Origin of the sequence: Pseudomonas sp. NPDC098740, assembly GCF_044760065.1 — a bacterium.
Taxonomy (GTDB): Bacteria; Pseudomonadota; Gammaproteobacteria; order Pseudomonadales; family Pseudomonadaceae; genus Aquipseudomonas; species Aquipseudomonas rossensis.
In genome coordinates, this window is record NZ_JBIWAM010000039.1 from 1 (window position 1) to 23294 (window position 23294).

At 59.1% G+C, this 23294-nt stretch carries 22 protein-coding genes and 3 pseudogenes; 13 read left to right on the forward strand and 12 right to left on the reverse strand.

Annotated features, from left to right (window positions below; genetic code table 11):
* Window positions 1-194 precede the first annotated feature (194 nt).
* Genes ACIQU2_RS27840 through ACIQU2_RS27850 form a run of 3 tightly spaced genes read left to right on the forward strand, consistent with a single transcriptional unit; the run spans window position 195 to window position 3760 of the window.
* Window positions 195-854 (forward strand): paraquat-inducible protein A, encoded by a 660-nt coding sequence (locus ACIQU2_RS27840; protein ID WP_403145636.1) that lies wholly within the window; start codon window positions 195-197, stop codon window positions 852-854.
* Complete coding sequence (locus ACIQU2_RS27845; RefSeq protein ID WP_008145542.1) at window positions 841-1464, forward strand: paraquat-inducible protein A; 624 nt, start codon at window positions 841-843, stop codon at window positions 1462-1464. The genes ACIQU2_RS27840 and ACIQU2_RS27845 overlap by 14 nt, the downstream gene beginning before the upstream one ends.
* Window positions 1457-3760 carry an MlaD family protein gene (locus tag ACIQU2_RS27850; protein ID WP_347805957.1) on the forward strand — a complete coding sequence of 768 codons (2304 nt, stop codon included), beginning with the start codon at window positions 1457-1459 and terminating at the stop codon, window positions 3758-3760. The genes ACIQU2_RS27845 and ACIQU2_RS27850 overlap by 8 nt, the downstream gene beginning before the upstream one ends.
* A 76-nt stretch (window positions 3761-3836) precedes the next feature.
* On the opposite strand, the gene mksF is transcribed toward ACIQU2_RS27850, so the two are convergent.
* Genes mksF through mksB form a run of 3 tightly spaced genes read right to left on the reverse strand, consistent with a single transcriptional unit; the run spans window position 3837 to window position 8654 of the window.
* A complete protein-coding gene (gene mksF / locus ACIQU2_RS27855) occupies window positions 3837-6677 on the reverse strand; it encodes an Mks condensin complex protein MksF (RefSeq protein ID WP_347805956.1) in 2841 nt (946 codons plus the stop codon).
* Window positions 6674-7375, reverse strand: coding sequence for an Mks condensin complex protein MksE (gene mksE, locus ACIQU2_RS27860; RefSeq protein WP_403145642.1), 702 nt, complete (start codon window positions 7373-7375; stop codon window positions 6674-6676). Before mksE ends, mksF begins: the two co-directional genes overlap by 4 nt.
* On the reverse strand, window positions 7365-8654 hold the full coding sequence (gene mksB, locus ACIQU2_RS27865) for an Mks condensin complex protein MksB (RefSeq protein ID WP_403145645.1): 1290 nt from the start codon (window positions 8652-8654) through the stop codon (window positions 7365-7367). Before mksB ends, mksE begins: the two co-directional genes overlap by 11 nt.
* Window positions 8655-8860: 206 nt before the next feature.
* On the opposite strand from mksB, the gene ACIQU2_RS27870 reads away from it, so the two are divergent.
* Both ACIQU2_RS27870 and rimI read left to right on the forward strand, forming a co-directional pair.
* Entirely contained in the window at window positions 8861-9601 is a 741-nt protein-coding gene (locus ACIQU2_RS27870) for an energy transducer TonB (RefSeq protein ID WP_403145688.1), read from the forward strand.
* A complete protein-coding gene (gene rimI / locus ACIQU2_RS27875) occupies window positions 9594-10046 on the forward strand; it encodes a ribosomal protein S18-alanine N-acetyltransferase (protein ID WP_123365613.1) in 453 nt (150 codons plus the stop codon). Before ACIQU2_RS27870 ends, rimI begins: the two co-directional genes overlap by 8 nt.
* 140 nt (window positions 10047-10186) lie before the next feature.
* On the opposite strand, the gene ACIQU2_RS27880 is transcribed toward rimI, so the two are convergent.
* On the reverse strand, window positions 10187-10591 hold the full coding sequence (locus ACIQU2_RS27880; protein ID WP_347805952.1) for a serine kinase/phosphatase: 405 nt from the start codon (window positions 10589-10591) through the stop codon (window positions 10187-10189).
* A 152-nt stretch (window positions 10592-10743) separates the two neighbouring features.
* On the opposite strand from ACIQU2_RS27880, the gene can reads away from it, so the two are divergent.
* The gene (can, locus tag ACIQU2_RS27885) at window positions 10744-11388 is read left to right on the forward strand and encodes a carbonate dehydratase (protein WP_008145531.1); all 645 of its coding nucleotides are present in this window, start codon (window positions 10744-10746) and stop codon (window positions 11386-11388) included.
* A 6-nt stretch (window positions 11389-11394) separates the two neighbouring features.
* Here can and ACIQU2_RS27890 read toward each other — a convergent pair whose 3' ends face one another.
* The 4 genes from ACIQU2_RS27890 to ACIQU2_RS27905 form a co-directional block, all read right to left on the reverse strand.
* Window positions 11395-11919, reverse strand: coding sequence for an SET domain-containing protein-lysine N-methyltransferase (locus ACIQU2_RS27890; protein ID WP_149628911.1), 525 nt, complete (start codon window positions 11917-11919; stop codon window positions 11395-11397).
* A gap of 144 nt (window positions 11920-12063) precedes the next feature.
* The gene (locus ACIQU2_RS27895; RefSeq protein ID WP_403145650.1) at window positions 12064-13236 is read right to left on the reverse strand and encodes a hypothetical protein; all 1173 of its coding nucleotides are present in this window, start codon (window positions 13234-13236) and stop codon (window positions 12064-12066) included.
* 184 nt (window positions 13237-13420) lie between these two features.
* Window positions 13421-13741 (reverse strand): hypothetical protein, encoded by a 321-nt coding sequence (locus tag ACIQU2_RS27900; RefSeq protein ID WP_403145652.1) that lies wholly within the window; start codon window positions 13739-13741, stop codon window positions 13421-13423.
* 213 nt (window positions 13742-13954) lie between these two features.
* The gene (locus ACIQU2_RS27905; RefSeq protein ID WP_134423164.1) at window positions 13955-15373 is read right to left on the reverse strand and encodes a short-chain fatty acid transporter; all 1419 of its coding nucleotides are present in this window, start codon (window positions 15371-15373) and stop codon (window positions 13955-13957) included.
* Window positions 15374-15574: 201 nt separating this feature from the next.
* On the opposite strand from ACIQU2_RS27905, the gene ACIQU2_RS27910 reads away from it, so the two are divergent.
* From ACIQU2_RS27910 to ACIQU2_RS27925, 4 genes and pseudogenes are all read left to right on the forward strand, one after another.
* Entirely contained in the window at window positions 15575-16888 is a 1314-nt protein-coding gene (locus ACIQU2_RS27910) for an MFS transporter (RefSeq protein ID WP_403145655.1), read from the forward strand.
* A gap of 219 nt (window positions 16889-17107) precedes the next feature.
* Window positions 17108-17746, forward strand: a pseudogene (locus ACIQU2_RS27915) (PAS domain-containing protein); the annotation flags it as partial.
* 150 nt (window positions 17747-17896) lie between these two features.
* Window positions 17897-18334, forward strand: a pseudogene (locus tag ACIQU2_RS27920) (methyl-accepting chemotaxis protein); the annotation flags it as partial.
* A gap of 57 nt (window positions 18335-18391) precedes the next feature.
* Window positions 18392-18991 (forward strand): flavin reductase family protein, encoded by a 600-nt coding sequence (locus ACIQU2_RS27925; RefSeq protein WP_347804071.1) that lies wholly within the window; start codon window positions 18392-18394, stop codon window positions 18989-18991.
* A gap of 12 nt (window positions 18992-19003) precedes the next feature.
* On the opposite strand, the gene ACIQU2_RS27930 is transcribed toward ACIQU2_RS27925, so the two are convergent.
* Together ACIQU2_RS27930 and ACIQU2_RS27935 are read right to left on the reverse strand one after the other, a co-directional pair.
* Window positions 19004-19372 carry a cupin domain-containing protein gene (locus tag ACIQU2_RS27930; RefSeq protein ID WP_403145659.1) on the reverse strand — a complete coding sequence of 123 codons (369 nt, stop codon included), beginning with the start codon at window positions 19370-19372 and terminating at the stop codon, window positions 19004-19006.
* A 76-nt stretch (window positions 19373-19448) separates the two neighbouring features.
* Window positions 19449-20258, reverse strand: coding sequence for an AraC family transcriptional regulator (locus ACIQU2_RS27935; RefSeq protein WP_347804070.1), 810 nt, complete (start codon window positions 20256-20258; stop codon window positions 19449-19451).
* Between the two features lie 150 nt (window positions 20259-20408).
* Between ACIQU2_RS27935 and ACIQU2_RS27940 the strand changes: the two genes are divergently transcribed.
* The 3 genes and pseudogenes from ACIQU2_RS27940 to ACIQU2_RS27950 form a co-directional block, all read left to right on the forward strand.
* Window positions 20409-21050, forward strand: coding sequence for a LysE family transporter (locus ACIQU2_RS27940; RefSeq protein WP_347804069.1), 642 nt, complete (start codon window positions 20409-20411; stop codon window positions 21048-21050).
* Window positions 21051-21060: 10 nt separating this feature from the next.
* Window positions 21061-22155, forward strand: a complete 1095-nt coding sequence (gene ddlA / locus ACIQU2_RS27945; RefSeq protein ID WP_403145663.1) for a D-alanine--D-alanine ligase — start codon at window positions 21061-21063, stop codon at window positions 22153-22155.
* A pseudogene (locus ACIQU2_RS27950) lies at window positions 22156-22377 on the forward strand (molybdopterin-binding protein); the annotation flags it as partial.
* A gap of 24 nt (window positions 22378-22401) precedes the next feature.
* Here ACIQU2_RS27950 and ACIQU2_RS27955 read toward each other — a convergent pair.
* Entirely contained in the window at window positions 22402-22773 is a 372-nt protein-coding gene (locus ACIQU2_RS27955) for a helix-turn-helix domain-containing protein (RefSeq protein WP_347804067.1), read from the reverse strand.
* Window positions 22774-22776: 3 nt separating this feature from the next.
* Window positions 22777-23079, reverse strand: a complete 303-nt coding sequence (locus ACIQU2_RS27960) for a type II toxin-antitoxin system HigB family toxin (protein WP_347804066.1) — start codon at window positions 23077-23079, stop codon at window positions 22777-22779.
* Window positions 23080-23294 lie beyond the last annotated feature (215 nt).

Genomic DNA, 23294 nt, shown 5'->3' on the forward strand with positions numbered 1-23294 from the left:
ATGGTAGTGTGGGGTTTCCCCATGTGAGAGTAGGTCATCGTCAAGATTAAATTCCGAAACCCCTATCTGCGTATGCAGGTAGGGGTTTTGTTTTGTCCGAAGGAAAGTGGCTTTCAGTTAAAGCACAAATTTGCACAGTTATTTTCGATCCATGACACTAGAATAGGTCAAACTTTTTCGGAGCCAGAGCCTTTATGCCAGATCCGGTTGACGCCCCTGGGCTGTCAGATTTACCGCTGGACGACTTGGTAGCGTGTCATGAGTGCGACTTGCTGATGCGCAAGCCCGAACTCGCCCATGGCGAGAAAGCCCTCTGTCCGCGCTGCGGTTACGAGCTCTACGCCCATCGGCATAACGTCGTTCAGCGCAGTCTCGCGTTGGTTCTCGCCGCTCTGTTGTTGTATATCCCGGCGAACTTTTTACCCATCATGCAGCTCCATCTACTCGGGCAGTCATCGCATGACACCGTCTGGAGCGGCGTTGTTGGCCTGTTCGATACCGGAATGCAGGGCGTTGCAGTGGTGGTGTTTCTCTGCAGCATGGGAATCCCGCTGCTCAAGTTGCTGTGCCAACTGGTTGTACTGCTGAGTATTCGTTTTGATATCGGACGCAGTTACGGCCTGTTGCTCTACCGCATTTATCACCATTTACGCGATTGGGGGATGCTCGAGGTCTACCTCATGGGCGTACTGGTGGCGATCGTCAAACTGGCAGATATGGCAGCAATTACCGTCGGGCTTGGCCTGGCGTGCTTTATCGGTTTGTTGTTGGTTCAGGTCTGGTTGGAGGTTGTGATGTCGCCCCATCAGATCTGGCAGGCTTTATCAGGAGAGGATGCCCATGCGGGCGATTGATGCAGGCATTCTGATTTGCGCCGAATGCCATGAATTGAACAAGCAGGAAGCCGACACTGACGAACAGGTCTGCACCCGTTGCGGTGCCCTGGTTCACGCCCGTCGCCCGAACAGCGTGATGCGTACCTGGGCGTTGCTGGTTACCGCGGCGGTTCTCTACATCCCGGCCAACGTGCTGCCGATCATGACCGTCAGTTCACTGGGGCAGGGGGATCCCAGCACGATCATGTCCGGTGTGATTCAACTGGTTCAACACGGCATGATTCCAATCGCCGCCGTGGTTTTTATCGCCAGTATTCTGGTACCAACGTTCAAATTGGTGGGCATCGCACTGCTGCTGTTTTCCGTGCAGCGCCGCCAGCCACTGTCGGCTCGCCAACGCATTTGGATGTACCGCTTTATTGAGTTCATTGGCCGCTGGTCGATGCTCGATATTTTTGTGATCGCCATCCTGGTGGCGGTTGTGAATTTCGGACGGCTTGCCAGCGTCGAAGCCAATCTTGGCGCCATCGCTTTCGCAAGTGTGGTGATTCTGACGATGCTTGCCGCAGTAACTTTCGATCCCCGACTGATTTGGGATAACACGGAGTCGGACGACGACCATGACTGATTTGCCTACAGCAAAAACCCGACCGGCCTCGAACTGGTCAGCTATTTGGGTGTTGCCCCTGATTGCCCTGATCATCGGCGGCTGGCTCGGCTGGCGTGCCTACAACGAGACTGGCATCGAGATTCAGGTGCGTTTCGAAAGTGGTGAAGGCATTCAGGCCAACAAGACCGAAGTCGTCTACAAAGGCATGTCGGTAGGTAAGGTGAAGACCCTCAAACTCGATGACGAAGGCAACTCTAAAGGCGTGATCGCCACCGTCGAGATGAATAAGGACGTGGAGCCATACCTGCGGACCAGCACCCGTTTCTGGCTGGTCAAGCCGAGCGTGACCCTGGCCGGCATCACTGGCCTGGAGACGCTGGTCTCGGGTAACTACGTCGCGATAAGCCCGGGCGAGGGTGAGCCGACGCGCAAGTTCAAAGCCTTGGCCGAAGAGCCACCGCTGTCGGACGCCCAGCCCGGTCTGCACCTGACCATCAAGGCTGATCGCCTCGGTTCACTCAATCGCGGTAGCCCGGTGTTCTATAAGCAGATCAGGGTCGGCCAGATCAAAAGTTATCTGCTGTCCGAAGACCAAAGCACCGTCGAACTCAAAGTTTTCATCGAGCCCACCTACGCCAAGCTGGTGCGCAAACACACGCGTTTCTGGAACGCCAGCGGCATCAGCATCGACGCCAACCTGTCGGGTGTGAAGGTGCGCAGCGAGTCCCTGGCGAGCATCGTCGCCGGAGGTATCGCGTTCGCCACGCCGGAGAACCGCAAGGACAGTCCGCCCACCGATCCGAGTCTGCCATTCCGTCTCTACGAAGATTTCGATGCAGCCGCCGCCGGTATTCGGGTCAAGGTCAAACTTAGCGACTTCGAAGGAATGCAGGCGGGTCGCACACCGGTTATGTACAAAGGCATCCAGGTCGGCAATCTGAAAGCGCTCAAGATCGATCCTGATCTATCCAGTGCCACCGCCGAATTGACCCTCGATCCTCTGGCTGAAGATTACCTGGTCGAAGGAACCCAATTCTGGGTGGTCAAACCGTCGATCTCGCTTGCCGGTATCACCGGTCTCGAAGCGTTGGTCAAAGGTAACTACATCGCCGTGCGTCCAGGAGACAAAGGCGCCGCACCGCAGCGCGAGTTTGTGGCACGGCCGAAGGCACCGCCGCTCGACTTGCGTGCGCCAGGATTGCACCTGGTGCTGTTCACCGAAAACCTCGGTTCGCTGGAGGTCGGAAGCCCGATTCTCTACAAACAGGTCAAGGTCGGTTCGGTCCAGAGCTATCAGTTCTCACGCACTAAAAAGCAGTTGGTGATTGGTGTGCATATCGAGAAGGAATACGAAGGGCTGGTCAACGCCTCGACACGGTTCTGGAATGCCAGCGGTATCACGCTCACGGGTGGACTGACCGGCGGAATCCAGGTCAAAAGTGAGTCGCTGCAAAGCCTGATGGCCGGCGGCATTGCCTTCGAAACCCCGGAAGCCAAGGCGCCGTTGCAGAAGCGGATTCCGCGTTTCCGTTTGTTCGCCAGTCATGATGACGCGACGCAAAAAGGCGCCGTGGTAACGATCAGGGTTGATCGCGCCGATGGTTTGCGCAGTGGCACGCCCATTCGCTTCAAAGGCCTGGATGTCGGCAAGATTGAAGACGTCGACCTCAGCGATGACCTGCAATCAGTGCTGCTGACTGCACGAATCACAGAAGTTCCGGAGCGTATCGCTCGGGTCGGCAGTCAGTTCTGGGTCGTCAAACCTGAACTGGGTCTGATCAAGACGTCCAACCTCGAAACGCTGGTCACTGGCCAATACATTGAAGTGCAACCGGCCGCGAAGAACCTCGGCCCGCAGAAAAATTTCGTGGCCCTGGCCAATCCGCCGGAAACCGCTAAACAAGAAGCCGGTTTGAGTCTGGTGTTGAGCGCTGCTCGCCGTGGTTCGCTGAAAACGGGTGTGCCGGTCACCTATCGCGAAATCACCGTGGGCAAGGTGACAGGCTATGAACTCGGTCAGACGGCGGACCGTGTGTTGGTGCACATCCTGATCGAGCCGAAGTACGCGCCGTTGGTGCGCAGCGGCACGCGTTTCTGGAACTCCAGTGGTTTTGGCTTTGATTACGGCTTGTTCAAAGGCGCGACGATGCGAACCGAATCGCTGGAGACGCTGATTCAGGGCGGCATCGCTTTCGCCACGCCGGACGGCGAGCGCATGGGCAGTCCGGCGCGAGCTGAGCAAACGTTCCCGCTGTTCGATAAGTTCGAAGATGAATGGCTGACCTGGGCGCCGAAGATTTCAATCGGCAAGTAAGCCCAAAACAGCAGGCATGAAAAAGGCCGCGATCCATTGGATCGCGGCCTTTTTTACTGCCTTCGATTAACGCAAATCAGACCGCATCCAGCTCCGGTTCATCCGCTTCAACATTAACGGCAGCCTTCACTTCATCGTGACGACGAATGTACTTCCAGTCCGCCTCGTCGATGTAGATCCCGTTCGGCCCGCTGCCGCCTTCCAGGTCGATGGCGACACTGGCGCAGACCTGCGGCTTCACACTCGCCAGGATCGGTACGAAGCCCAGTTGCAGACTGGTTTCCAACAGCGCTGCCTGGTTCTTCTCGTCGATGTCCGCTGCCTCGTCGAGGTAGTACGGCAGGCGCACGCGACCGGCCTGGTCGCGGTCCATCAAGTGCAGCAACAAGTACATGTTGGTCAGCGCCTTGATGGTCATCGTGGTGCCGTTGGATGCGGCGCCATCGATGTCGGTGTGAATCACAGGCGATCCGTTGACCTTGGTGATCTCGAACGCCAGCTCGAACAAGTCCTTGAGACCGAGCTGGTTGTGGTTAGCCGCCACCAGACGCGCCAGGTATTCCTTGGCTTCTTCGTTCTTGTTGTCCTGATCCGCGCTTTGGCTCAGGTCGAAGACCGAAAGGGTTTCGCCTTCTTCATACTGGCCGGCGCTGTGGATGATCTGGTCGATGTGCTTTAGCGCTTCCTTGTTCGGTGCAAGCACGATGCGGAAGCTTTGCAGGTTGGAGACCTGACGCTTGTTGATCTCGCGGTTGAACAACGCCAGTTGATGCTCAAGGCTGTCGTAGTCGCTGCGGATGTTGCGCAGGGTCCGGGCGATGTCAGTAACGGCCGCACGACGGGCTTTGCCAAGGGTCAGGGCTTCGTCGGTGCGGTGCGCGTACGCATTGATCAGCAGTTGCAGGCGACGCTCCATATCGTCTTCGCTGTCGAACTTGGCCACGCCTTTGAGGCGGACCTGAGCGTACAGCGCCTCGATCTGACCATCGCTGCGCTGCAAACCCTGCCAGCTGTCCTGATAGTCATTGAGCAACGGCAGCAGGTTGTCCATGGAATCGTCGATCGGGTCCATGAATGGCGTACCGAACGGCAGGTCTGCGGGCAACAGCTGACGGCGGCGCAGGGCGTCGTCGAGGGTGCGTTGCTTGGCTTCCATGTCGCCGATCTGCCGGCCGACCAGTTGCAGTTTGGCCGACAGTTGCTGGACGCGTTCGGTGAAGGCGTCGCTGGAACGCTTCAACTCGTCCTGCGCCGCTTCCATCTGCGCCAGTTGCTCCAGCTTGTCGCCTTCCTCGGCGCTCAGGGTTTGCGCGCGGCGGAAATCTTCCAGCGCTTTCTGCGCATCCAGCACTTGCTGGTACAGCGCTTCGGTCTGGGTCTTGCTCGCGGCGCGGTCGGCTGCCACGGCTTGCTGGGTTTTCAGTTGCTTGAGTTCTTTGTCCAGACGCTCTTTCTGATCGCGCAATGCGGCGCGGTCAGCCAAGGCTTGCAGGGCCGGCGGCTCGATGTGCGAGATGTCGATGGACAGGCCCGGCACTTCGAAGCGCTCGCCCTTGAAGCCGTCGAGAATCAGTTCCATGGATTTGACCCACTGGCCGTCCTCGTCCAGCGTAATACCGTGCTCACCCAACGGCAGGCTGAACAACGCGCTGTTGAACAAACGCATCAGGCGCTCGACATCCTGTTGCGAGAACTCTTCACGCAGACGAGCGTAGCTGTTGTTGTCGGCGTGATCGAGTTGCTGTTTCACCGACTTCAGGCGTTTTTCCAGGTCCCGCAGACGCTCTTCCAGATCTTCGGCGCTGAACTGTCGCGACTGCGCCAGCGCACCGGCCAGTTCGTCGTGCGCGTCCTTGGCCGCGAGCAGTTGCTGCTCCAGGACTTTGACGTCAGTGACCAAGGCGAAGCGATGCTTGAGCACCGACAACTCGCCAAGCCAGCGCTGGATGCCGGTGATTTCCCGCTCCAGGCGCATCAGCTCCTGAGTGCCGCCACGCTGATCGTTTTGCAGCGCGTCTTGCTCGTTGCGGTAGTGCTCGGCCTGAATCGTCAGCTCTTCCTTGCGCGCACTGGCGTAGTCCGACCAGGTGCCGAGCAGGGAATCGAGCAGCGGCGAGATCCGGTGCAGTTTGCCGCGCAGGATATTGCGCTGGGTCACGCCTGCCGCAAGGGCTTCGACCAATGGGCCGGCAGTCACTAGCGAGTTGTAGTCCTGCTCCATGCGTCGTACATCGCGGAACGCTTCTTCGCACGCGGCGATGTAGTCGACGCTACCGGAACGCAGGCTGTGTTCGAACGCATCGAGAAACAGTTGCTTGAGCTTGGCTGCGGTGATTTCGCGCATGTGCAGCAGGTTGATGAACAGTGCCCGGAAGGTCTTCAGGCTCTGTTCGCTGGTGGAGCGCAACGGGATCAGCGTCAGGTCCAGCGGGATCGACGTGTGGCCGCCCACCAGCAAGCGACGCAGTTCATCCGGCTTGAGCTCGTAGGCTTTCAGGCCTTCGCGCTCAAGGTTGGTGAACAATTCTTTCTGACGCAGGCAGGTGTCGTTTTTCTGGTAATGGGCCAGATCCAGTTTGCCGGCGTAGGCAAAGAACTGGTGACCGAAACCACCGCCCGGGCCGCGACCGACCACACCAATCACATGTGGACCGTGAGGCAGCGAGACTTCGACCAGGATGTAACTGGTGTCCGAGGCGAAGTAGAAACGACGGGATTGTTCCAGGCTGTACTTGCCGAAACTCATGTCCGACATGCGCGCCAGAATCGGGAACTGCAAGGCGTTGATCGAGGCGGATTTACCGAGGTTGTTCGCGCCGTAAACCGACAACGGTTCTTCCAGCGGGAACAGGCCGAGGCTGTAACCGGCGGTGTTCAAAAGGGCGAAGCGGCGAATGCCGTAGCGTTCCTTGCTCATGCGTCGGTCTCCTGTTCTTCGGCAATGGCGCGGGCCATGGCGTCTTCTTCGCTTTCTTCAGCAAAGTCGCTGAGATCGAGCGGGTCATCGGTTTCCAAAAGCTTTTCGTCGCTGTCGTCATCGATCAGCACCGGAACCGGCAGAGGCAAGACGCTATGCAGGCTGGCGGCCAGATCACGGTCTTGTTGGACCGACAGGCAGACATCGAGGAAGCGGTGCATCGGCGGCAGGAAACGGTAGATGCCGTTTTCTTCGCCGGCGAAACCGAGTTGGGTCATGCGGCGCATGATTTTTTCTTCGAGTTCTTCGACGGTCTGCACTTCGGCCTGGATAAACAGGTCGCGGTATTTCTCCAGCAGCGATGGCAACTCATCGCGGCCGAGGCTGCCACCGTCGAGCACGGCGACCGGGTCGCGGCCCTGGTCGGCCAGGTGTTCGACGAGAATGAACGTGAACAACGCCAGACGTTGCGCGGTTTTGTTCACCGCCGCAGCGGCGAGGTCCGGTACGAAGTAATAGAAGCCACGGGTGTCGCAGACCAGTTCATAGCCCAACGCCCGAAACAGCGTGCGGTACTGGTCCTGGAAGTTCGACAGTTGCGCGTACAGCTCCGGGTCGCGACGGCTGACGTGGTAGCCCTTGAACAGCTCGCGAAAAATCGGCGCGAGTTGAGACAGTTCGGATAGATCAAGTTGCATGGGGAGTACTTGCATAGGGTGTGCTCGCAGAATCCTCGGCGGTGTCGCGGGCCGAGAGCAGGGCGAAGGAGCGCAGGCTGACCTGGTGCTCGTGAGTGTGGTAATCGCGGCGTTCCAGACGCTCGCGTGTGAAGCGCTTTTCCCGCGACAGGCGCGAGAACCAATAAAGCAATTCGTCGGTGGCGCCGTCCGGTTCCTGCTCCAGCAACCAGGTCATCAGGTCCGGCATCGGCAGGGCGTCTTCGCAACGTTCGAGCATTTCCCGAACCGTGCGTGGCGCGCGCGGCGTTTCGCCTTTCTGCGTCTTGTGGGCCTTGGGGAAGCGCGCCGGTTTCGGCTCGAAACGGGCCAAAGCATAAACGTAGGCTTCGACCTGACTGGCACTGCCGAGGAACGTGCTTTGCGGTCGGGTGAACATCGGCATCGCCGCTTGTGGCACCGCATCGATGCCTTTGCGCCGGATGGCCGACAAAGCCAGCGCCGCGCCGCGGGTCACGGCATTGTGCCGACGGGCCTCTTCACGCAGCGGCAGCAGCAGTTCGCGGGCATGACGCAGGGTCAGTTGAGCGCTGGTCTGCATTTCGAGGATGCGCGCGTGGGTGCGCAGCAGCATGTCGTCATCGACCAGATGGCCGAGGCGCTGCTGCTCGGTGAGCATCTTCAGCAGCACGTTCTCGACCTTGCGCACGCCTTGTTCGAAGGCGCCGTCGGCGTTCACCAACTGAATCATCGGCTCGACGTATTCGTCCCAGGTCGCCAGCACTTCAGCGTAACGCTGACGCAGGGGAATCTGCCGGTCGCTGGTCTTGGCGCGCTCGGCGACGGCCACCAGGGCCTGTTCGTCGTTGGCGAGTTTCTTCAATACGTCCCGTACGCGCATGTCGAGCAGGCGCAACTGGCGCGCCAGGTCGTGGCCGTCGCGGATGTCGAAGGCGTCCTGGATATAACCGGCCAGGCGTTCGAGGTGGCGCAAATAGGCTTCGATCTCCAGGCACAGGCCCAGACGGTGCTCACGGCGCAGGTAAGCGAGGAAGTCGTGGATTTGCGCGTTGAGCTCGAAACGGTTCGGGCTTTTCGCCACGGGCACCAGAATGTCGAGGCGGATCCACACGTCCAGCAGGCTGGTGATGTCCTGCGGCGTACTGTCCAGTTGCTGGGCGGCCAACTGTGAACGCAATTCGTTGAGGCTCAAGGTGCCTTGGTCGAAGTGCTCGCACAGTGGCTCCAGAAGTGCCCAGTGTTCAGCGAGGGCGCGCAAGACGCGCTTGGGTTCGATCATCGGAATGGCCGGCTGGTTGGCAATTAAAAGCAGCGATTGTACTGCATCACGCCCGTTGCGATTCACTCTCGGGGCGGACAGTTGGCTTTCTATCGATCAAGCGTGGGCGATCTTGAGCGAAGGGCGGTAGAATCACCGCACTTTAGTTATCCACAAGTGGCCGACCTTTGCTTATCGAGTCCCGTCGCCGCGCTTATTTGACCGCCATGCAGGTGGTCAACTGGCTGCCGCGCACCGAATTGCCCTTTGCTGCGCCCTCGCGCCCCGAACTGCTGGAGATGCCCGAACCGTTGGTCGTCGCCCCGGTGGCGCCGGCGCCAGTGGCTGAGGCGCCCGTGGAACCTGTGGCCAAACCGGTCGAACGGGTGAAAATCGAGGTGCCACGGCCATCGTTGGCCAGCACGCGCACGAATGCCAAGGTTGAAGAAGAGGCCGCTCCGGTTGTGGCCAAGGCGCCAGTCGTGCCGCCACCGCGTTTCGCTCTGCAATTGCTGCGGGCCGGGCGTTGCCTGCTGCTGGTGGAGTTACCCACAGGCGAATCGTTCCAGACCCGCGACCCTGCCTATCTATTGCTCAAAGACATGCTGCGCGCCGCCGGTCTGCCGGACAGCCCGCAGATCGTCGGCGAGCCGGTGCGTTGGCCGCTGTTGTCTCGGGGCACCATGGATCAAGGCCCGGAAGCCGCTCGCGACTTCGTGCAAGGTTTTCTCTCGGCCCGGCTGGAAGACGCACCGTGTGTCTGCGTGTGGCTGATCGGCTTACCGGCGGTGCGTTTCGCCGGTGAGGCGAACGCCGAATCCTTCAACCGTGAACTCCAGGTCGAAGGCCTGGGCTCGGTCTGGGCCCTGCCGGGTCTGGAATTATTAATGGAAGAGCCACAGCGTAAGGCTGATGTCTGGCAAGCCATGCGTCGGCTGATGGCGCGCTGGAAAGAATCGAATGAGTGACGCTGTATCGTTCCGCCCAATGATCGAGGCGGACCTGGACGCTGTACTGAAAATCGAATACGCGGCTTACAGCCATCCCTGGACTCGCGGGATTTTTCTCGATGGGCTGGGTAAATATCAGATATGGCTGATGTTTGAAGGCCAGCAGCAGGTCGGCCACGGGGTGGTGCAGATCATTCTTGATGAGGCGCATCTGCTGAACATTACCGTCAAACCGGAGAACCAGGGCCGTGGTCTGGGCTTGACGTTGCTGGAGCATTTGATGTCCCGGGCGTATGACGCCAAGGCGCGGGAGTGTTTTCTGGAAGTGCGTGACAGCAACCGTGGCGCGTTCAAGTTGTATGAGCGTTATGGGTTTAACGAGATTGGTCGTCGACGCGATTACTACCCGGCGGTGGGTGGGCGGGAAGATGCTGTCGTCATGGCCTGCACTTTGGTGGATTGAGCCTTAGACGCATCGTCGAAACGCCATCGCGAGCAAGCTCGCTCCCACAGGTTTTATGTCAGTCACGAAATTTGTGTACGACACAGATCCACTGTGGGAGCGAGCTTGCTCGCGATGGCGGCTTGTTAGGCGCTAGAGAATCAACGATTACCGTCTATCGGATCGCGTTGCGCCATTTCCGCTTCATCCAGCCCATTACCACCGCCAATGTCGTCTTCATCGACAATACTCAAATCCCAATCGGCCTGTTCGCCTTCGCCGGCCTCATGAGCATCCCGTGCGCCGTCTTCACGGATCAGGTTTTCCGGGCTCATGTCGTCGTCGGTGGACTCATGGTCATCGGTCGAGGCACCGGTCATGCCGGCTTCACGTACGCGTTCCCGAGGCATCAGGCGTTCACGCTCCGTTTGCGGCAGCTCGTCGCCGATTTTGGCGCTGGGTTCTTCCTCGTCGAAATCCAGCTCATGCATCGAGCCCATGCGGTCTTCGTTGTCATCGATGGGCTCGGGTTGCACCGCATCGTACGGACGTCGTGATTCAGTCATGGCAATTCCTCATACTGTAGGCCTTACTAAGGTGGACCCCCTGGGCTGCTGAGAATTCCTCCGGCATGGAAAACCGGGTATCTGCATCTGGCGCGTGACCCCGACAGATGGTTGTCTGTCATAGAAGCGCATCATTCTCGAGGCTTCATTGCATGAACGAATTACAAGATCTGATTGATAACAACGAGCGCTGGGCTGACGCAATCACCAAAGAAGATCCTGATTTCTTCGCCAAGCTGGCCCGTCAGCAAACCCCGGAATACCTGTGGATCGGTTGCTCCGACGCCCGGGTGCCGGCGAACGAGATCGTCGGCATGCTGCCCGGCGATCTGTTTGTACACCGCAACGTGGCCAACGTGGTGCTGCACACCGACCTCAACTGCCTGTCGGTGATTCAGTACGCGGTCGACGTGCTGAAGGTCAAACACATCCTCGTTACCGGTCACTATGGCTGCGGCGGCGTGCGCGCCTCAATGCAGGACCGTCAGCTGGGCCTGATCGACGGCTGGCTGCGCTCGATTCGCGATCTCTATTATGAGAAACGCGAAGAACTCGCCAAATTGCCCACTGAAGAAGAGCGGGTCGACCGCCTCTGCGAATACAACGTGATCCAGCAAGTGGCCAATGTCGGGCACACCAGCATTGTGCAAAACGCCTGGCACCGCGGGCAGAGCCTGTCTGTTCACGGCTGCATTTATGGCATCAAGGACGGTCGCTGGAAAAGCCTGAACGCCACCATCAGCGGTTTCGAGCAATTACCGCCGCAATACCGTCTGCGTCCGGTCGAGGCGTTGTAACGCCCTTCAGCATAGACTTCGCCGGCGCCAGTGCTGCAGAAACAACTGGCCGTCGGCGTTCGGCGATTCATCGTAGCCGGTGATCCAGCCACGGCAGTCGAACGAGCCACACTGGCAGGCGAACTGACGCATGAGTTTGTCTTCGGTGGTGGCGTAGTCCATCGTCAGTCGGTCGCCTTTTTTGATGTCCTTCAGCGCCCATAGCCACAGCTCGCTCATGTCGAGAAATACGTTTGGGTCGCAGGAGTGTCGCAGCAGCCCGCAGAAGCGCGGGTCGTAGACATGGATGCCACGGGCCAGTTGCCGGGTATGCCGACACCGATAAGGCAGCAGATGCCCCGACGCCCGACAAATTCGGCTGATGCGTGGAAAGTCCCGAAGTACTGCGACGGCTGCCGCCGATCCGTTTGTGTTGTCGATAATCTCGAAGTCGGCCCTGGAGGGGAATCCAAGGCGAACGGGCAGCTCCGCAAATGGATAAATCCCATCGGGAGGTTGTGCAAGCGTCTCGTGCAGGGCGTGGGTTTTCATAACGATCCTTGTCGGCTGGGTGCTGCGACCTCCATCAGCTGACAATCCTGTCAGCACTGCAACACATGGGAACGACTCAAGCCTCTCGCAAATGAAACGGCGGGTCTACTGTCAGTTATGACAGTAGACCCGCCGTTCATCGTTTTACAGAGGCGGGACAGGGATCGCAGTCGCGGGTACCGGGGCTTTCAGCTGTTTAAGCTGAGCTTTGATCGGCGCCGTCGCGCACTTGGCCACGGCTTTTTCGGGAGTCAGGTTGCGGATCGAGGTATAGAACAGCTCGCAGGTTTTTTCTGACTGGGCCGCTTGCCAGGTTTGGGTACAACTTTTCAGTTCAACGTCGGGATTACTGTCCGGTTGGCGGCCCATGGCGGCCTGCCAGCACGCGGCACTCAAATCCTGACCCATGACTTTAAGGCCAGCCGCGTCGGCCTTGGCCTGGGCATCGTTGCCGGTATAGCTTTCCGGGTCGGCGGCGTACCAAATGTAGCTTGGGTGGTTGGAACCCAGCACTGGCACTTTCACTCCGTCGCTCGGACTGATGCTGACCAGGCCCAGCACGTTCACGGTCGGCCCGTATTGCTGCTTGATCCAGTTACGCACTGGCGCGCCGAAGGCGACCATCGGCAACGCCGCACCACTGGCGTTCTGGCTGAGTTGCTTGACCATGGTGGTCTGGTAGTCCTTGAAATAGTCGTAGACGCCTTCCAGATCCTTGCCGGCGTTGGACGGCGCGGCAATCGGTGCGATGTCGATGATGGTCTGGTAGCCCGGCGTCTGGTCACCAGGAATACCGTTGGCGGTCAGCAGCGTGGCCCAACGGTCGGTGGTCTTGGACTCCAGATAGTCTTGGGCCTGGGTCAGCGAATAATCCGGCGGGAAGTGCAACAGTTCAACGCTTTTGCGGTTTTCCAGGGCCATGCCCAGTGGCAGGAACAGATACCAGCTGTAAGCCCACTTGCCATCGGCATTCAGCTTGCTGGCGCCGGTATAGGCCAGATCACCGGCATCGAGCAACGCCGCCAGCGGTTTTTCATAGCCACGGGGTACGCCGCTGATTTCGGCGTAGAGCTGATCGTTATCGGTTTTGACCAGCACTTTCGCCGCGCTGTAACCATCGCGCTGCACGCTTTGGGTCAGGTAATGCTCGACCGTTTGCTCCAGCGTCCAGTTGCGAAAGCAGATCACGTTGCAGTTGTTGGGATAGGCGAACAGGCGGGTGACGCGTTCGGTACTGCCCAGCTTCAGGTCGACATCAGCATGGGCGGCGGCGCTCAGGGTGAGGGCCGCGAGGGTGAGTCCTGCGAATTTGAACATGCTCAGATCCTTTTCAGCGTGGTCCCGTTGATTGGGTTACGCGCCATACTGGATCAGCGGCGTTACACAGAACAGTGTTTGCGTGTAGTTTTTTGCGTAGAGCCTGCGGTGTGTATGCCAGGAACTCTCGGTTATGGAGTCCGGCCCGGGCTTAATGTCTATGGGCCGGACGGAGGTTGAAGCGTTACAACAGCTTTAGTGCCAGATGAGTACCGGCGCGCAAGTACTCGACCTGTGCAAATACGGCATCCTTGACGATGGCCTCTCCTGTATCGGTCAGTTTGGCTTTTTTGGCATCAATGATGGACGTTTGCGTTAATTGCATTACTACATCCATCGCTTTTTGAAGGGCGGTCAAATTGTTGTGCTGGCCAAACTCGTGGACGACAGCGTCCATACGGCGATCTGCATCATCACGCAGCTTTTTATATTCAACGACTGAAACCCTACCGTCCTGGTAAATCTCGTTAATCATCTCTTCCAGCGTTTTCGATATTAAAGACATGTGTTTGTTCATCCTTGGTCAGTGCTGTCTTGCTTTAAAAGTTTGTGAGCTGTCGGAGTTTACTCAGCGATTTATAGGTTGGAGATAAGAACTCTCCGGGTTTCATGTCAGGCGCAATCGAGCCTGTTTGTAGGATAAATCTAGGCGTTTGTTTCATGCTCAAGCAGGGTGAACTGATTGCACCTGCCCGCAGCGGGTGCAATCACTTACGTGTTACGGCATGACCGGTGCCGTATACGTCAGCGTCGTCCCCAACGCCCACAGCAGAAACAGCACCAGCGGCGTGTGCACCAGCAGTTGCACGAACGAAAACCCGATCAAGTCCCGCGCCTTCAACCCGAGCACACCCAGCAGCGGCAGCATGTAGAACGGGTTGATCAGGTTCGGCAGGGCTTCGGCGGCGTTGTAGATCTGTACGGCCCAGCCCAGGTGGTAGTTCAGGTCGGTGGCCACTTGCATGACGTACGGCGCTTCGATGATCCATTTGCCGCCGCCGGACGGGATGAAGAAACCGAGGATCGCCGAGTACACGCCCATCAGCAGTGCGTAGGTGTCGTGGGACGCGATTTGTACGAAAAAGGTCGAGATGTGGTGAGCCAGCGTCTGAGCGTCAGTGCCTTTGACGGTGGTCATCAGCGCCGCGATCGAGCCGTACAGCGGGAACTGAATCAGTACGCCCGTGGTGGTCGGTACCGCGCGGGACACAGCGTCAAGGAAGCTGCGCGGGCGCCAGTGCAGCAGGGCACCGAGCATGATGAACAGGAAGTTGTAGGTGTTCAGCCCGGAAATCGCGCTGATAGCCGGTTTGGTCGAGAACTCGTGGAACAGCCATCCGGCCGCCAGCAGCACCAGCAAAATCGTCAGCAGCGGGCTGTGCTCCAGCCATTCGCCGGGTCGGGTGCGCGGTTGCAACGGCGGCAGGTTAAAGCTCGGATCGATGCCGCAGGCTTCGGCATCGCGGGCCGAGTTCGGGCCGGGTGCAGTGGCGTAGGCGATGATCAGCGAGATCACGATCAGCGCCAGCAACATCACGCCGGATTGCCAGAGAAAGATTGTTTGCGTGAAAGGAATCACCCCGGTGATCGACAGAATCGACGGCGGCAGACTGGCCGGGTTGGCCTGCAATTGCGCGGCGGACGAGGACAAGCCCAAGGCCCACACCGCGCCGAGACCCAGATAGGCGGCAGCACCGGCAGCGCGGTAGTCCATTTTCAGATCGGTACGGCGGGCGAGGGCGCGCACCAGCAATCCGCCAAACACCAGCGACAGCCCCCAGTTCAGCAGCGAAGCGACCATGGAGATCAACGCAACCCAGGCCACGGCCGAGCGGCCGTTTTTCGGGATCCGCGCCAGCCGGTCGATCAGTTTCACTGCCGGTGGCGAGCTGGCGACCACATAACCGCCGATCACCACGAAAGCCATCTGCATGGTGAACGGGATCAGGCTCCAGAAGCCGTCACCGAAGGCCATGGCGGCGTCGGTGGGTTTGGCGCCCATGAACAGGGTGGCCACGGCGACGATAATCACCGCCAGTGCGGCAAACACCCAGGAGTCGGGGAACCAGCGTTCGGCAAAACTTGAGCAGCGCAGGGCAAAGCGGGCAGAGCGGGTATCTTCGATATCAGCGGCCACGGGTGTACCTCGAATTTTTATGTTTGTTGTGGTCTTCAGGACCGCAAAGGCCCGTCTAGACAGGTGGCAACAGTAAAACAATCGGTTCTATTTTGTGACGAGGTTTTACGCGTCTAGGACTTTGGTCTAACGGGTTGTCCGTTGGCGCGTTTGCGTAGACCATGGGCGCCTTGGTTTTTTGCCTATGCCAGAGTTCTTTTCATGACCGCCAACACCCACTCGCGCCCGGCGCCGTTCACCCGCTCGGATTACAAGACCCTCGGCCTTGCAGCCCTTGGCGGCGCGCTGGAAATCTACGATTTCATCATTTTCGTATTTTTTGCCCTGACCCTCAGCCAGCTGTTCTTCCCGCCGGAAATGCCCGAGTGGCTGCGACTGCTGCAAAGCTTCGGGATCTTCGCAACCGGTTATTTGGCGCGGCCGTTGGGCGGGATTCTGATGGCGCATTTTGCCGACCGACTGGGCCGCAAGAAGGTCTTCAGTCTGAGCATCCTGATGATGGCATTGCCGTGCCTGCTGATCGGCATCATGCCGACCTACGCCCAAATCGGTTATTTCGCACCGCTGCTGCTGCTGGCCCTGCGAATCCTCCAGGGCGCGGCGGTGGGCGGCGAAGTGCCGAGCGCCTGGGTATTCGTCGCCGAGCATGCACCGGCCGGGCATCGCGGTTATGCCCTCGGTTTCCTGCAGGCCGGGTTGACGTTTGGTTACCTGATCGGTGCGCTAACGGCGACTTTTCTGGCACAGGCGTTCTCCCCGGCAGAAATCCTTGATTACGCCTGGCGCTACCCGTTCCTGCTGGGCGGCGTGTTCGGCGTAATCGGCGTCTGGCTACGCCGCTGGCTCAGCGAAACCCCGGTGTTCATGGCCATGCAGGCCCAGCGCGATGCCGCTGTCGAACTGCCGCTGCGCACGGTCTTGCGTGAGCATCGACTGGCCATGCTGCCAGCGATGATCCTCACCTGCGTACTGACCTCGGCGGTGGTGGTGTTCGTGGTGATCACCCCGACCATGATGCAGAAAACCTTCGGTATGACCGCCAGCCACACCTTCGCCCTGAGTGCCTTGGGCATTGTCTTTCTGAATATCGGCTGCGTACTCGCCGGGCTGCTGGTCGACCGCATTGGCGCCTGGCGCACGGTGATGCTCTATAGCCTGCTGCTGCCATTGGGCATCGGCGTGCTCTATACCTGCCTGATCATCGGTGGCAGCTGGATCGGTCTGGCGTACGCGGTGGCCGGTCTCGGTTGTGGGGTGGTCGGCGCGGTGCCGTCGGTGATGGTCAGCCTGTTCCCGGCGCGAATTCGTGTCTCGGGGATTTCCTTCACTTACAACATTGCCTACGCCGTCTGGGCGAGTATCACACCGTTGTTGCTGATCGGTCTGATGCCATGGAGCCCATGGATCTGCGTGATCTTCTGCGCGGTGATGGGGGCTGTGGGTGTGGGCAGTGCCGCGTATTTCGGGACGCGGATGCCAAGAGTTGGCAGTTGCTCGACTGCTGGCGCGATGTAATCGAAGGTAGCACCGTACGTGTAGCAACTATTTTTGTAGGACAACCCTGAAACACTCTTCAGAAAATATCCCCCAGGCCGATGGTTAGGCTGCATACCGCTTTCTATCCCTGTCCATCGGTGTATCCCCATGTTCAACAAACGCTTGAAGCAGGAGCTGTCGGCTCTTCGCGAAGAACTCTCCAGCCTCCAGCAAGTGAAGGAAAGTCTGGAAAGCGAGATGCTGGTCCTGACCCTCGATGTCGATGGGCGGATTCAATCGGTCAACCAGAACTTCATCGGCGAGATGCTCTACAAAAGCAGCGACCTGATAGGGCGACACATCGAAGACATCGTCCCGGCCCATGTGAAGTCGGACGAATTCCACCAGCGCTTCAAGGTCGCGTTGACCCGTGGCGAGCACTTTGCCGGCACGGTGCGTTTGTTGCGCGGCAATGGCCAGGAAGCTTGGCTGCGCTCGATCGTGCAGCCGGTTCGGTCCGCGGACGGCCGAATCAAACACTTCTCGATTTACTCCAGTGACCTGACCCGCACCATCGAGGCGTCTCGTGAACATGAGAACCTGATCGGCGCGCTCGTGCGTTCCACGGCAGTGATTGAGTTCGACCTCAATGGCAATGTGTTGGCGGCCAACGAACGGTTTCTCAGCGGCATGGGTTACAGCCTGGCGCAGATCAAGGGCAAACATCACCGCATGTTCTGCGAACCCGAGGAATACAACAGCGCCGGGTATCAGGACTTCTGGCGTCGCTTGAATGCAGGCGAGTTCTTCGCCGAGCGTTTCAAACGCATCGACAGCCACGGCCGCGGGGTCTGGCTGGAGGCGTCCTACAACCCGGTGATCGATGCCAACAACAAGCTCTACAAAGTGGTGAAATTCGCCACGGTGATCACCGATCAAGTCAATCAGGAACAAGCGGTCGCCGAAGCGGCCAACATTGCCTACAGCACCTCGCAGCAAACCGACAGCAGCGCGCAGCGCGGTAACGCGGTGGTGACTCAGGCGGTCAACGTGATGCGTGACCTTGCCACGCACATGCAGACCGCCGGTGAAGGCATCGAAGCGCTGAACGAGCAGTCGCTGGTGATCGGCACCATCGTCAAAACCATCAGCGGGATTGCCGAACAGACCAACCTGCTGGCGCTCAACGCGGCCATCGAAGCGGCTCGGGCCGGGGAACAGGGGCGTGGTTTCGCGGTGGTGGCGGATGAGGTCCGGCAATTGGCTTCGCGCACCAGCCAGGCAACCGATGAAATTGTTGGCGTAGTGCGTCAGAACCAGGACATGGCGCGCAACGCCGTGGCGCTGATGACCGAGGGCAAACTCCAGGCTGAACAGGGGCTGGCGCTGGCGGCAGAGGCGGGGACGGTGATTGTCGAGATTCAGGACGGGGCACAGAAAGTGGTGAATGCGGTCGGGCAGTTTGCCAATCAGTTGACGACTTGATGACTGCCATCGCGGCGTAAATCGCTACAATCGGCGTTTTCTCCAGGAGCAGCCATCATGAGCGTTTCTCACCGCCGCCCGGTTCCCTTGGCCAAGGCGTATCGTCTGCTCAATCATGGCCCGACCGTGCTGGTCAGCGCGGCTCATGACGGCCAGCGCAACATCATGGCGGCGGCCTGGGCCATGCCGCTGGATTTCGAGCCGCCGAAAATTGCCGTGGTGCTGGACAAGTCCACCTGGACACGGCAATTGCTGGAGGCTTCGGGCACGTTTGTGCTGAATGTTCCCTGCGCCGCCCAGGCCGATATCGTCCAGACCGTGGGTTCGACGTCGGGACTGGAATTGACCCGGGACCAAGGCCGGGACAAATTCCAGGTTTATGGCTTGCCGACCTTCAGCGCTGAATTGATCGATGCGCCGATGCTCGAGGGCTGCGTCGCCTGGCTGGAATGCCGACTGCTGCCGGAGCCCGACAATCACCAGCAGTACGATCTGTTCCTGGCCGAAGTGATTGCCGCTCAGGCAGACGAGCGGGTGTTCAGTGACGGTCGCTGGCACTTCGAAGGGCAAGACGCGTTGCGCACCTTGCACCATGTGGCGGGCGGGCATTTCCTGAAAATCGGCGATCCAGTGGACGGCAAGACCTTGCAGCCGTAAGCAGCCCGCCTTTCACACCCAGACGTCATTCTGCGCAGTGCGCTCGCCACCTTCGTTGCCTGTGTTCAGCACACCCTTGGGTTCGATCAGCAGGAGTTTCACCTCCTGCTCGGCGAACGGTTTGTGCTCGACACCTTTTGACACCACATACATTTCGCCAGCGTTCACCAGCACGTGGCCATCGCGAAAGTCGATGCGCAGTTGTCCTTCGAGGACGATGAAGGTTTCGTCGGTATCCAGGTGATCGTGCCAGATGAAATCCCCCAGCAGTTTCACCACCTTGAACTGATAGTCGTTCATCTCGGCGATGACCCGAGGCGTCCAGTACGGGCTGATCCTGGCGATTTTTTCAGCGAAATTCAGGCTTTCGTAAGCTTTCATGAAGCAGCTCTCGTGGTTGATCGTAAATCCACGATAGCCCGCGCATCGGCGTGCTTCTTGAACGATTGTGCGTGGCTCAGCGGCGGTGCATTTTCATCCAGCGGGCCGGTGACAGGCCGTAGGTTTTGCTGAACTGCCGGGTCATGTGGCTCTGATCGGTGAAGCCGGCGATCAACGCGGCGCTGACCAATGACTGGCCCTGGATCAGCAGCGAGCGGACCAGGTCCAGGCGGCGCATGGTCAGGTATCGATAAGGGCTGGTGCCGAACAAAAGGCGAAAATCCCGTGACAGGCTCCAGCGATCGCGACCGCTGTGTTGCGCCAGTTCTTCCAGCGTCACGGTGCGATCCAGCGCGCTGTGGATGAATTCCCGCGCGCGTTCGGCGGCCACGTAGTCGAAGCTCTGGCGGGTAGCAGGCACTCCGGAAACGCCGTTCAAGGCTTGGGCCAGATCGAACAGCGCATCCTGCTCTTCGAGAGGGTCGAGGGGACAATCGAGGCTTCGCAGCAGCACGGCAGTGGCGGCGAACAAACGTGGATCCGTCGACAGACCGGTCTTGATAAATGGCAGTGGCTGGCCGCCGAGCATCTGCTGGATCAGCGCCGGTTCGATGTACATCATTCGGTACTGGAACCCGGTCTCGGTACCGGCTTCGCCATCGTGAACTTCGTCCGGGTGCAGCACCATGGTCCCGCCCGGCAGACTGTGGCGCCAGCCACCGCGGTACTGAAAACTCTGCACACCGGCCAGCGTGTGGCCGATGGCATAGGTGTCGTGGCGGTGAAGGTCGTAGCCGTGGCCAGCAAAAAAAGCCTCGAAACGCTGAAGCCCGCCGACGTCGGGCGCGCGGTGGAACCAGTCGATGGGGGGCGTGTGCTTGGCCATGGTGTTGTTGCCTTGAACTCGATGCTGAACACGTTACCCCACTGACCAACCGCCTGTCTGCTGCCGTTCGAATCACCCGGCCGGTAGAAAATCCCGGACTAATGTTGCAAGGTGTTGAATATTTTTTAAGCCACGAAGGCGCCCCACATCATGGAAATATCCCACCTGAGCTACGCCGCTCCGTTGTTGTCGTTGGCGCTGTTGTGGACGGTTGCGGTGGTGACGCCGGGGCCGAACTTCTTCAACACCGCGCAACTGGCTGCCAGTTGCTCCCGGCGCCACGGTGTCGTCGCCGCACTGGGCGTGGCCACGGGCACGGTGCTTTGGGGGTTGGCGGGTGGCTTGGGCATCAAGTCGCTGTTCAGCGCAGCGCCGACGCTCTATCTGAGCTTCAAGATTGCCGGCGGTTGTTACCTGATCTATCTGGGATTGAAGCAGTTCAAGCGCAAACCACCGAGTGTGCCGGGCGATAGCGGCTCGCTGAATGGGGCCGGCCGCACACTGCTATCGGCTTATGGCCGGGGCTTTGTGGGCAATATGACCAATCCCAAGGCCGCGCTATTCGTCGCAACGATTTTCGCCACGGCCATGCCAGCTTCACCGCCACCGATGTTGCTGGTGCTGGCCGTGCTGACCATGGCGACCTTGTCATTCAGTTGGTATTGCAGCGTGGCGCTGCTGTTCGCCAGCCGTCGGGTCGCGGGTGCTTATGATCGTTCGCGTAAATGGCTGGATCGCTTCGCCGGCAGTTGCTATCTGCTGTTCGGCGCGCATCTGGTGGCCAATCGTTGAGGAGTTCTGAATGAGCAAACTGCGGGTAGGCATTATTTTTGGTGGTCGTTCGGCTGAACACGAAGTGTCGCTGCAATCGGCGAAAAACATCGTCGATGCATTGGATCGGTCGCGCTTCGAGCCGGTGCTGATCGGCATCGACAAGCAAGGCCACTGGCATCTGAACGATCCTTCGAACTTCCTGCTCAACCAGGAAAACCCGGCGCTGATTGCCCTTAACCAGTCCAACCGTGAACTGGCCGTCGTGCCGGGCAAGGTCAGTCAACAATTGGTGGAAACCTCCAGTCAGGAAATGCTGGGGCACGTCGATGTGATCTTCCCGATCGTCCACGGCACCCTGGGCGAAGACGGTTGCCTGCAAGGTTTGCTGCGCATGGCCGATCTGCCGTTTGTCGGCTCCGACGTGCTCGGTTCGGCCGTCTGCATGGACAAGGACATCAGCAAGCGCCTGCTGCGTGACGCCGGGTTGGCGGTCACGCCGTTCGTCACCCTGACCCGCGCCACCGCGGCGCGCACCGGGTTCGCCGAGGTGCAAGGCAAACTCGGCCTGCCACTGTTCGTCAAACCGGCAAATCAGGGATCTTCCGTGGGCGTCAGCAAGGTGAATGACGAAGCCGAGTACTCGGCAGCAGTCGAGCTGGCCCTGGGTTTTGATGAGAAAGTCTTGGTCGAGTCCGCCGTCAGCGGCCGCGAGATTGAATGCGCGGTGCTCGGCAACGAAGACGCCATCGCCAGCGGTTGTGGCGAGATCGTGGTGCGCAGCGGGTTTTATTCATACGACAGCAAGTACATCGATGCTCAAGCGGCTGAAGTGGTGGTGCCCGCTAACATAAGCATCGAGGCCAGCGAACGCATTCGTGCCCTGGCCGTCGAGGCGTTCCAGGTGTTGGGTTGTTCCGGGCTGGCGCGGGTCGACGTGTTCCTGACCGAGAGTGGCGAAGTGCTGATCAATGAGATCAACTCGTTGCCCGGCTTCACCCGCATCAGCATGTACCCCAAGTTATGGCAGGCCACCGGTATGACGTACAGCGAGCTGGTCAGCCGTTTGATCGAGCTGGCGCTGGAGAAGCATCAGGCTCGACAGGCGCTGAAGATTTCTCGCTAGTCCAGCGACATTCGCCTGTCGGCGCGCAACTGCCTCGAAGGCAAGGTCACCAGTGTCATGGATGGCGCCGTGAACTCCGAAGTCGTCATCCAGCTCGACGGCGGCACCGAAGTCTATTCGATCGTGACACGCCAGGCTGTGGCAGAACTGGGCCTGGCGCCGGGCGTGAGTGCGACGGCGGTGATCAAGGCGTCACATATCATTTTGGGTGTGCCGGCCTGATTTCAGGAGTCGACTGACACCTGATCAAGCCTGCTTTATCGGCTTGATCAGGCTTTGCGCGGGTATCCCGAACAAATCGTGAAGTTTCCAGATCATCGGAAGCGTCAACGCACGTTTGCCATTGAGCACTTCATACACTCGGTTTGTGCGGCCAATAGCGGGTGCGAGGTCAGCAGCAGTTAGCCCAGACTGCTCCATACGAAACTTGATCGCATCGATCGGATTGGGCAGGTCCACCGGAAACTGCTTCGATTCATAAGCTTCGATAAGCGTGATCATGATGTCGAAGTAATCACCTTCAGGAGTGCCTGGCTCTGGTTCGTTGTCGAACAGCGCTGACACGTTCTTGAGGGCTGCACGATAGTCCTCGTCGGTGTGAATGGGGCGAATGTTCATGGGTTACTCCATCTCGACGGTATCGGCGTCGATTGCGTCGTACTGCTTATGAGTGCCGACAAATTTTATGTATACGGCGCCGAAGCGATAGGCCACAGCGACTACCAACCGAAAGTCATTGCCCTTGATGTTGAACACGACTCTGCGGCTTTTGAGAATACTGGCGGTAGCAAAGTGCGCCTTGATGTCTATTGGCGTTTTCCACTCAGCATTTCTTGCCTCGTCAATCCAGGCCAGAAAGGATTGTTCCGAGTCTGGGTATTTCTCCCAAAACCTTTTCAGCTGACTGATAGCGATGATTCTCATGGAGCGATCCTAGTCCCGTGGTGGGACTTATGCAAGTCTGTGGAGGCGCATCCGAGGTGCGGGGGAGCGAGTTCGACCTCTGTAATCAAGTACTGCCGACAGCTGATCTGATGAGCTGGGGTGACGCGGCGATGGGAAAGACTGAGCTTCAAACTCTATCCAAGAAACAATCATTTGCGGGTAGGAAAAGGCTACGCGAGATAGCCGATCAGGAT